General features: G+C 61.9%; 2 protein-coding genes. Both read right to left on the reverse strand.

The features are described from left to right. Nucleotides 1-179 precede the first annotated feature (179 nt). Nucleotides 180-404, reverse strand: coding sequence for a hypothetical protein (locus AC1DVM_RS22910; RefSeq protein ID WP_477258408.1), 225 nt, complete (start codon nt 402-404; stop codon nt 180-182). A 199-nt stretch (nt 405-603) separates the two neighbouring features. Continuing rightward, nucleotides 604-3,010, reverse strand: a 2,407-nt coding sequence (locus tag AC1DVM_RS22915; protein ID WP_477258410.1) for a tandem-95 repeat protein, incomplete at its 5' end; no start/stop codon positions are given.

Here is a 3,010-nt window from a genome sequence, read left to right on the forward strand (position 1 = left end):
GTGCGTGGCAGGTTTCGGACAAACGAAAGCCCCCGGTGCTTTCGCACTCGGGGGCTTGTCGCTCTCAGTGGTTGCGGGGACCTGAAACCACTGAGAATTGACAGCTGAATGCTACTGCAGGTGGTCGAAATTCCATGAATAGCCGCCATGCTCATATCTTGGGGGTTGCGGTCGGCCCGTCAGCGAGGATCCGGCCGTTGCCGAGCACGATCGATCGGCGGCACAAGCAACGCCACATCCATGTCGTGAGTGATCAGCACGATTGCTCGTCCTGCGCGGGCGCTCGTGGCAATCAGGTCGAATAGAATTGCAGCCGCGGCCGCATCGAGCCCCCATAACCGCGCATAATGCGCGGCGCCCACGAAGCTCCGCGGGTTGCCGTCAAGATCCGTGTCGGGGCCCACCGAACCACAAACTGGAACGGCTGCACCGTGCGGTTTCCGGCAATCCTCTGGCCGCCTTCGACAATGGCGTCATCCAGTGTATGAGCACGCTATGCTATTGCCTGTGCCCTGCCTTTTGTCTGGAAGATACCTCTCGCCATGAGTTCCCTTACGCCGAGAGGATAAGTTCAAACTGTAAGAAGCTCCAGTCCGATGGAAGCTAGAGTACAAACCAGCCCTTTTGCAGGTCGATGGCACCTTTCAACTTGATCACCGCTTCGGCAGACTTGTCTCTGTCGGTGTTGAGATAGACGTAGGTTTCCTTATTCGTCTTCTCGTAGCGCACCTGCCCGGCCTTGGTGAAATCACTGGTACCCATGAAGTAGAACTTCTGTTTCCCCTTCTTTGTCACATCCGCATCGATGGCGCTCAGGTCGATCCGGTCGCCCCCCCTGCCGAAGAAATCGGTGATGTAGTCGGCCGTTTTTTTGGATGCACTGGTATCTTTGTTGCCAAAGACAAACACATCTTTGCCCGAACCGCCCGTAAGCGTGTCCTGGCCAGCACCGCCAGTCAGCCAGTCATTGCCCGAGCCGCCATTCAGGACATCCTTGCCGGCTCCGGCATTCAATGCGTCGTTGCCTCCCCCACCAGAAAGCTTGTCCGCTCCCGAGCCACCAGCCAAAACGTCGTTTCCAGTCGTGCCGGTGGTGGTCTCATTGAGGATGTCCTGCAGCGTGATGGTTAGGGTCCGGTCAATGCCAAGCCCTCCCTGATCAGTCGCCCGCACAACAACGCTATGGCTGCTGGCCTGCTCGTAGTCGAGCAGGGCACCATTGGCCACCACCAGCTGCTTGCCCTGAAGTGCGAACCGGCCTCCGGCACTGTCCAGCAGCGTGAAGCTCAGGGCGTCCCCATCGAGATCCAATGCGGAGAAGCCGCCCAACACGGTCCCGGTGGCGCTGTTTTCGAACACAGTGGCGCTCGACAGCTCAAGATCAGCAGGGGCATCGTTGACTGGAATGATGGTAACGTCGACCACCTGTTCAACGCTCCCGCCCTTGCCGTCCGACACCACGATGTTGAAGCTATCCGAGCCATTGACGTTGGCGGCAGGGCTGTAGCTGAAGGTGCCGAGGGCCTGGTCGAGCGTAACGGAACCACGCTGCGGAACCGCCCCACCTTTGATGGAGTAGGTCAGGGCATCGCCATCCAGGTCACTTGTCCCAATCAGCGCGCCAGTAAGCGGTGTGTCCTCAGCCGTTGTAAGCGTCTGTCGTGCAGCCGAAACAGTCGGAGCATCGTTCACGGGTGAGATGGTCAAGCGGAATCTCGACAGAGTGATAAACCCATTGCCGTCGGCGACAACCGCCAGGTCGATCGTGCCGTTGAAGTTCAGCGGCGACGTGCCCGAGAAAGTCCTGGTTCCGGCATCGAATGTAAGCCAACCCGGCAAGGCCGATCCGTCGGCCAGCGTGACTGAGAAGGCCAGGCCCTGCCCGTCGCCAGGATAAACGCCCTCTGGGATCTGGAACGATAACGGCACGTCCTCTGTGACGGTCTGGTCCGCGAGCACGACTTTGGTCAGTTGGACCGTCCCGTCCAGGAACTCTAGGAGTTCGACGCCGTCGACAGTGTCCTGCCCGTCGCCTTCGCTGCGCTGATCCTTGATGATGATGGTGCCGTCCGCACGCATCCCGATCGTGTAATCGGATTGACCGCCCGTAAAGACGGCCATATCGCCGATGCTGTCTCCACCACTGATCGCATCGTTGCCGCTTCCGCCTAACAGCCTATCGTTGCCATCACCACCTGTCAGCGTGTCATCGCCCGCCCCTGAGCGGATGGTGTCGTCGCCGGCGCCGGCCACGATCACGTCCCGGTTGGCGCCGGTCTCGATCGTGTCGTTGCCCGAACCCGTCGTGACCGTGTAGCGCTCGACGCCGTAATGGTAGAGCCGGGCGTAGCCGCCGATCGTGCTCGAGCTGGAATAGCCGTCGATGCTGGCATAGTCGCCGTCGAGATACGCCGCCTCCGTCAGCCCGGACCAGTCCACCACCAGGTGGTCGTCCGCGCCCGCGCCCATGTGGACGGTGTCGATGGCGGTGTCGTCCTTGGTCGTGCCGGCGAACACCTGCACCGTGTCCGAGCCGTCCTGCGTGTAGACCGTGTCGGCGCCGATGCCCGCGTCGCGGTTCAGGATGATCACGTCGTCGAAGGCGCCCGCGCCGGTCTTGAACTCCTCCAGGCGCTCGACGCTCTTGACGAAGCGACCGTCCGCCAGCGCCGTGTTGCTGGCGTTGAGGTCGAGCATGATCGCCTGCGTCACGTCCGACCAGTCCGCCCTCCAGCTGTCGTTGCCGCTGCCGCCGTCGACCTGATCCCAGCCCGCCCCTGAGCGGATGGTGTCGTGGCCGGCGCCGGCCACGATCACGTCCCGGTTGGCGCCGGTCTCGATCGTGTCGTTGCCCGAACCCGTCGTGACCGTGTAGCGCTCGACGCCGTAATGGTAGAGCCGGGCGTAGCCGCCGATCGTGCTCGAGCTGGAATAGCCGTCGATGCTGGCATAGTCGCCGTCGAGATACGCCGCCTCCGTCAGCCCGGACCAGTCCACCACCAGGTGGTCG

The organism is Microvirga sp. P4_A5 (genome assembly GCF_056402495.1).